Genomic DNA, 6,113 nt, shown 5'->3' with positions numbered 1-6,113 from the left:
ACGCGGAGCCCGGCGACCGGCTGGGCGAAGCGGCTGCGCGAGGCGGTGGCCTGGCGGCCGGCGTCCTGGGCGGGGCTCGCCGGCGCGGGCGGGCCGATCCACCCGGCGACGCTCTGCCACGCGATCAACGCCGCGCTGCCGGCGGGCGCCACTTTCGTCTGCGACGGCGGCGAGGTCGGGCAGTGGGGGCACGCGATGGTGCGCAGCGCACGTCGCATCACCAACGGCGTCGCCGGCGCGATCGGCGTCGGCATTCCCTTCGCGATCGGCGCGCGCGCCGCGCTGGTTGCGCCGACGCTCGCCCTGATGGGCGACGGCTCCTTCGGATTCCACATGGCGGAGATCGACACCGCCGCACGGCACGGCCTGCCGGTCGTGCTGGTCGTCGGCAACGACAGCCGCTGGAACGCCGAGCACCAGATCCAGCTGCGCGACTACGGCGCCAAGCGCGCGCATGGCTGCGAGTTGGCGCCGGGCACGCGCTACGACCTGGTCGCGACCGCGCTCGGCGGCCATGGCGAGCATGTCGAACGCGGCGAGGACCTTGCTCCCGCGCTCGCGCGCGCCATCGCCAGCGGCAGGCCCGCAGTGGTGAACGTCGTGATCGAGGGCCAGCCGGCCCCCGTGATGAAGCGATGACCTTCGACCGCCGTCCGCTCTATGCGAAGACCGAGGAGGTGCTGACGCGCCGCATCGCCGACGGCACCTGGGCCCCGGGCGCCCTGATCCCGCCGGAGCCCGAACTCGCCGCGGAGCTCGGCGTCAGCCCGGGCACCGTGCGGAAGGCGCTCGTCGGGCTGGAGCGGCGGCGGCTGATCGAGCGGCGGCAGGGCCGCGGCACCTTCGTCGCCGCGCATACCTCCGAGCGCGCGCTGTTCCATTTCTTCCGCATCCGCGATGTCCATGACGGCCGCCACGCGCCGACCTCGCTCGTGCTCGACTGCCGCACCGCGCCGGCGACGCCGGCGCAGGCCGCCGCGCTCGGGCTCGCCGAGGGCGAGCCGGTGCATCGCGTCGAGCGCATCCGCGCGCTGGCGGCGGAGCCGGTGATCCTGGAGCGCATCCTGCTGCCGGCGGCGCGCTTCCCGGGCTTCGCCCTGCCGGTGCTGCGCGAGATGGAGGACGAGCTCTACGTGCTCTACCAGCGCGACTTCGGCGTCACCATCGCGCGCGCCGAGGAGCGGCTTTCGGCGGTCGCGGCGAGCGAGGAGCAGGCGGCGAAGCTGCAGCTCTGGCCCGGCGCGCCGCTGCTCGAGGTGGCGCGCATCGCCTACGACGTCGCCGACCGGCCGGTGGAGCGGCGCGTCACCTGGGTGGACACGCGGCGCCACCATTACGCGGCAAGCCTGGACTGAGCCCCGCGACCCAGGGCGGGGCGGGCGTCGGTTTCGGACAAATGGACCGGTCCCGTTCGCGGTGGTGGTTTTCGGACAAACGATCCCGCCCCGCCCGAGGGCGGGTTTCGGACAAAGGCGACAGTCTCGCAGGAACGACAGGTGGGACCGGCCGGGCCGGGAACGCGTACGGCGGTTGGTTGGGTGAACATAGAGGGAACATGTGGCCCGCGCCAGCGTTGTCTGCATCCCCTTCAAGGACCCGACCCATGGCCAAGCCGAAGCGACACCAACCCGACCACGACGCGAACCCCAAGACCGATCCCGATCCGGGCTCCAACGCCGTGAAGGACCCGCAGGACTGGACGACGGGCGAGGAGGCGATGACCGGCGCCCAGGCCTCCTACCTCAAGACGCTCTGCGAGGAGGCGGGAGAGGCCTTCGACCCCGGCCTGACCAAGGCCGAGGCCTCGCTGCGGATCGACGAACTCCAGACGAAGACAGGGCGGGGGCGCTGACCGACCGGCGGCGCGATCAGGCCAGCAGCGACTGGGCGTCGCGCCACATGCGCGCCACGACGTCGCCGGCCGGCTCCGCCCGTGCCAGGCGCGCGGCCTGGCCGGCCCACATCTGCATGTGCCCGGCGTCTCCGGCCCGCATCGCCGCATCGCGCAGCGGCGCGGTCGCGGCGCGCTGCAAGGGGTAGGGCAGCGCGTCCTCGCCCACCGCCTCGGTCCAGCGGCTGCGGATCGCGCGGGCGAGACGTCCGGAGAAGGCCCGGGTCTGCACCGTGTCCTCCGGTGCGCTCCGCGCGATCGCATCCGCCCAGGCGGGGTGCAGCGACGCTTCCGGCGTGCGCAGCAGGGCGGTGCCGACCTGTGCGGCGGAGGCGCCGAGGGCGAGCACGGCGGCGAGCGCCCTTCCGTCGGCGATGCCGCCGGCGGCGATCACCGGGATGCGCACCGCATCGGCGACGAGCGGGACGAGCACGAGCGTGGTGCCCGCCTGTCGCCCTGCCGCAGCCGCGTCGAAGGCGCCGCGATGGCCGCCGGCCTCCAGCCCGGAAACCACCACGGCATCGGCGCCAGCGTCCTCCGCCGCGCGGGCCTCCTCGACCGAGGTCACGTTGGCGAACCAGGCGATGCCGCGCCGCTTCAACTCCGCGACGAAGGGCGCCGGCCAGAGCCCCATGATCGAGGAGGCGACCTGCGGCGCCGCGGCGAGGATCGCGTCGCATTGCGCGGCGAAGTCGGGCGGGCGGGCGTCGAGGTCGCCCATCGCCGCGCCATGTGCCGCGAGCAGCGCCGCCATCCGCGCCTCCGCCGCCGCGTCGCGCGGCGGGTCCGGATCCGGTATCCAGGTGTTGATCTGCACCGCGCCGTTGGAGGCGGCGCGGAACGCCGCCATCCAGGCCGCGATGGCGCGCGCGTCCAGCATCAGCGCGCCGCAGCCGCCCATGCCGCCGGCATTGGCGACCGCGGCGGCGAGGGTCGGCGGCGAGACGCTGGCCATCGGCCCCATCACGACCGGCAGGCGCAGCCCGAACCGCGCGCAGAAATCGCGCGCGCGGGCCAGGGGCGTGCCGGCGCCCATGCTCAGAACGCGACCTTGTCGCCGCCCTTGAGGCTCAGGATCTCCCGCGCCTCGTCCGGCGTCGCGACGGCGAGGCCGAGGCCCTCGATGATCTGGCGCGCCAGGCGCACCTGCTCGGCATTGCTTTCCGCCAGCCGGCCGGGTCCGGCCCAGAGGCTGTCCTCGAGGCCGACGCGGACATTGCCGCCCATCGCGGCCGCCATGGCGGCGACGCGGAGCTGCGCCGCGCCGGCGCCGAGCACCGACCAGCGATACTGGTCGCCGAACAGCCGGTCGGCGGTGCGCTTCATGTGCAGCACGTCCTCCGGATGCGCGCCGATGCCGCCCTGGATGCCGAACACCGTCTGGATGAAGAGCGGCGCCTTCACGAGGCCCTGATCGAGGAAGTAGCGCAGGTTGTAGAGATGCGCGGTGTCGTAGCACTCGAACTCGAAGCGCGTGTTGTTCTCCGAGCAGGTCGACAGGATGTACTCGATGTCGCCGAAGGTGTTGCGGAAGAGGATGTCCTTGTTGGCCAGGTAGTCCCGCTCCCACTGATGCTTGAACTCCTTGAAGCGGTTCAGCATCCCGAACAGGCCGAAGTTCATCGAGCCCATGTTGAGGCTCGCGACCTCCGGCTTGAAGGTCGCGGCGGGGGCGACGCGCTGCTGGATCGTCATGGTGGGCGCGCCGCCGGTGGTGATGTTCACCACGCAGTCGCTGCGCTGCTTGATCACCTGCAGGAAAGGCGCGAAGGCCTCCGGCGACTGGTCGGGGCGACCGTCCTTCGGGTCGCGCGCATGCAGGTGCACGATGGCCGCGCCGGCTTCGGCGGCGCCGATCGCGGCGTCGGCGATCTCCTGCGCGGTGACCGGCAGGTGGGGCGACATGGAGGGGGTGTGGATCGCGCCGGTGACAGCGCAGGTGATGATGACCTTGCGGTCGAGCTTGCCGGCCATGCCGTGTCCTCCCTGTTCGTGGCGCGCAGGGTGCGTGCGCGCGGCGCGCGCGGCAAGCCGGGTCAGCGCGTTTCGCCGGCCAGCAGCGCCAGTCCCTCCGCCACCGAGACGAAGGCGCCGCCCGCCGTCACGCGCTCGGCGCCGAAGCGATCCTCGAACAGCCGGCGGACGGCAGGGACGAGGGAGGTGCCGCCGGTGAGGAAGACGCGGTCCACCTCCGCCGCGTGCAACGCGGCGTCCGCCAGCGCGGCGTCCACCGCCGTGCCGATGCGGGCGAGGTCCGGGGCGATCCAGGCCTCGAACTCGGCGCGGCGGATCGGGGCGGAGATCGCGAAATCGCCATGCGCGAAGTCGAGCACGGTGTCCTCCGCCTCCGACAGCGCGGCCTTGGCGGCGGAGACGGCGCGGTAGAGCGCGTAGCCGGTCTCCTCCTCGATCAGCAGGCGCAAATGGTGCAGGCGCTCGGGGTGCTCCGCCGTGCGCGCCACCTCCGCGATGTCGCGCAGCGTGCGGGGCGCGCGCATGAGCGAGAGCAGGTGCCAGCGCGCGAAGCTGGCAAACCAGGCGGGCGGCACCGGGAGCGGCTTGCCCATCACCCTGTAGCTGTCGCCCTTGCCGAGGCGCGGCGAGACCACGCGGTCGATGATGCGGTAGTCGAAGGCATCCCCCGCGGTGCCGACGCCGGCATGGCCGAGGGGCTCCACCGCGCGTGGCGGCCCGGGCTGGAAGCGGAGCACCGAGAAGTCGCTGGTGCCGCCGCCGAAATCCGCGACCAGCACCGTCGCGGCGCGGTCGAGCGTTGCGGCGAAGCGATGGCCGGCGGCGGCCGGCTCCAGCGCGACCTCCACGCGGGGCAGGCCGGCGGCGGCGAAGGCGGCGCGGAGGCGCTGCTCGGCCAGCGCATGGTCGGCGGCGTCGCCGACGAAGCGGACGGGACGGCCGACGACGATGCGCGCATCCTCGAGATCGGCGCGGAAGGGCGCGAGGAGCTCGCGCAGGAACAGCGCGACCAGCGCCTCCAGCGTGAAGGCGCGGCCGAGGATGCGGGTCTCCGTGAAGCTGCGCTGCGCGAGGTAGCTCTTCATCGACATGATGAGCCGGGCCTCGAGCGGATCCTCGAGATAGGCCTCGATCGCCGCCGCGCCGGCGGCGTGGCGCGGCTTGCCGGAAGCGGTCCAGAAGCAGAGCACGGAGCGCATCACCTCGCCGGTGTCGCGCGCCAGCGTCTCGGCGTTGCCGTCGGGCCGCAGCCGCGCGACGACGCTGTTGGTCGTGCCGAAGTCGATGCCGATGGCCGGCCGCGTGGCGGCGTGCGAGGTCGCGCTCATGGGGGGGCGGGTTCAAGCCCGCCGCGGCGTGCGTGTCCAGGCCCGCCGGCTGCGATCTCCGTCCGCCCGGGGCCGGGCGGGCGGAGATGAAGGCCGCGCGATCAGCGCCTCTCGCGGGAGCGGCCGACCATGTAGCCGCCGGCGCCGCCGATCGCGGCACCGCCGAGCGCGCCCCATCCGGCATTGCCGGAGAAGGAGCCGATCAGCGCGCCGGAGGCGGCGCCGAGCGCGGCGCCTGTCGCGGCGGTGCGCTGGGTGTCGGTCATGTCCGCGCAGCCGCCGAGCGCGAGGGCCGCGACAACGGGAAGGACCAGGAGCTTGCGCATCGTCTCTCTCCGTTACTGCGCGCGGCGGCGCTGCTGGGCGGGCTGGGGCGGGCAGGGAAAGGCGTCGGTGGCGTAGCGGACGACGCCCTCCACTGCCGTCGTGCCGGCATGCTGCGGATTGGCCCGGGCCCAATTGACGAAGCCGGTGCGCACGCTCTCGAGCGTCGGGCGCGGGTTCGGCAGGCAGAAGAAGGGCCTGCGGTTCGGCAGGGCGTCGGTGATCGCGGTGTGGAACTGGCCGGTGGCCATCAGGAAGCCGTGGCAGTGGTTGATCGCGGCGACCACGTTCGGGTCGGACCCGGTGGCGGCGCAGAGCGCGGCGAGGTCGCTGGTGCGCCCGCCCACGAAATTGTCCGGCGTGACCTGCGCCTGCGCCGCCGTCGCGGCCAGGCCGAGGCCGGCGGCCAGCGCGACCGCCTTCACTCCTCGCAGCATGCGTCCCTCCTCGCGCGCCGGAGTTGCTGGCCGGCACCGGAACGGAGCTTGCGGGGCGCCGGCGGGCCGGGCAAGGCGCCCGCATCCCGAAAAGACGCGGCGCGTCCCGGCGTCGTGCCCGGATCGGGCGACCGCCGCGCCGCGCGCCGCCGCCTTCAG

8 protein-coding genes are annotated in these 6,113 nt (G+C 74.0%); 3 read left to right on the top strand and 5 right to left on the bottom strand.

All coding sequences use genetic code 11. The features are described 5' to 3' along the window. From L2I40_RS17475 to L2I40_RS17465, 3 genes are all read left to right on the top strand, one after another. Positions 1-639, top strand: a 639-nt coding sequence (locus tag L2I40_RS17475) for a thiamine pyrophosphate-dependent enzyme (protein WP_237216473.1), incomplete at its 5' end; no start/stop codon positions are given. Beyond that, a complete protein-coding gene (locus tag L2I40_RS17470; RefSeq protein ID WP_237216472.1) occupies positions 636-1,355 on the top strand; it encodes a GntR family transcriptional regulator in 720 nt (239 codons plus the stop codon). The genes L2I40_RS17475 and L2I40_RS17470, both read left to right, overlap by 4 nt. Positions 1,356-1,603: 248 nt before the next feature. Continuing rightward, positions 1,604-1,852 (top strand): DUF3072 domain-containing protein, encoded by a 249-nt coding sequence (locus tag L2I40_RS17465; RefSeq protein ID WP_237216471.1) that lies wholly within the window; start codon positions 1,604-1,606, stop codon positions 1,850-1,852. Positions 1,853-1,868: 16 nt separating this feature from the next. Here L2I40_RS17465 and L2I40_RS17460 read toward each other — a convergent pair whose 3' ends face one another. From L2I40_RS17460 to L2I40_RS17440, 5 genes are all read right to left on the bottom strand, one after another. Next, a complete protein-coding gene (locus tag L2I40_RS17460; protein ID WP_237216470.1) occupies positions 1,869-2,927 on the bottom strand; it encodes an NAD(P)H-dependent flavin oxidoreductase in 1,059 nt (352 codons plus the stop codon). A gap of 2 nt (positions 2,928-2,929) precedes the next feature. Further along, complete coding sequence (locus L2I40_RS17455; protein ID WP_237216469.1) at positions 2,930-3,865, bottom strand: BKACE family enzyme; 936 nt, start codon at positions 3,863-3,865, stop codon at positions 2,930-2,932. A 62-nt stretch (positions 3,866-3,927) separates the two neighbouring features. Continuing rightward, entirely contained in the window at positions 3,928-5,193 is a 1,266-nt protein-coding gene (locus tag L2I40_RS17450) for an Hsp70 family protein (protein ID WP_237216468.1), read from the bottom strand. 101 nt (positions 5,194-5,294) lie between these two features. Further along, the gene (locus L2I40_RS17445) at positions 5,295-5,519 is read right to left on the bottom strand and encodes a glycine zipper domain-containing protein (RefSeq protein ID WP_237216467.1); all 225 of its coding nucleotides are present in this window, start codon (positions 5,517-5,519) and stop codon (positions 5,295-5,297) included. 12 nt (positions 5,520-5,531) lie between these two features. After that, on the bottom strand, positions 5,532-5,954 hold the full coding sequence (locus tag L2I40_RS17440) for a Rap1a/Tai family immunity protein (RefSeq protein ID WP_237216466.1): 423 nt from the start codon (positions 5,952-5,954) through the stop codon (positions 5,532-5,534). Positions 5,955-6,113 lie beyond the last annotated feature (159 nt).

Source organism: Falsiroseomonas oryziterrae (genome assembly GCF_021864505.1).
GTDB lineage: Bacteria > Pseudomonadota > Alphaproteobacteria > Acetobacterales > Acetobacteraceae > Falsiroseomonas > Falsiroseomonas oryziterrae.
This window is presented reverse-complemented; position numbering and strand designations above follow the sequence as displayed.

Excerpts from the sequence above, each read along its gene's own strand:
- L2I40_RS17445 (WP_237216467.1), bottom strand. The coding sequence starts at position 5,519 with ATGCGCAAGCTCCTGGTCCTTCCCGTTGTCGCGGCCCTCGCGCTCGGC.
- L2I40_RS17460 (WP_237216470.1), bottom strand. The coding sequence starts at position 2,927 with ATGGGCGCCGGCACGCCCCTGGCCCGCGCGCGCGATTTCTGCGCGCGG.
- L2I40_RS17440 (WP_237216466.1), bottom strand. The coding sequence starts at position 5,954 with ATGCTGCGAGGAGTGAAGGCGGTCGCGCTGGCCGCCGGCCTCGGCCTG.
- L2I40_RS17450 (WP_237216468.1), bottom strand. The coding sequence starts at position 5,193 with ATGAGCGCGACCTCGCACGCCGCCACGCGGCCGGCCATCGGCATCGAC.
- L2I40_RS17470 (WP_237216472.1), top strand. The coding sequence starts at position 636 with ATGACCTTCGACCGCCGTCCGCTCTATGCGAAGACCGAGGAGGTGCTG.
- L2I40_RS17455 (WP_237216469.1), bottom strand. The coding sequence starts at position 3,865 with ATGGCCGGCAAGCTCGACCGCAAGGTCATCATCACCTGCGCTGTCACC.
- L2I40_RS17465 (WP_237216471.1), top strand. The coding sequence starts at position 1,604 with ATGGCCAAGCCGAAGCGACACCAACCCGACCACGACGCGAACCCCAAG.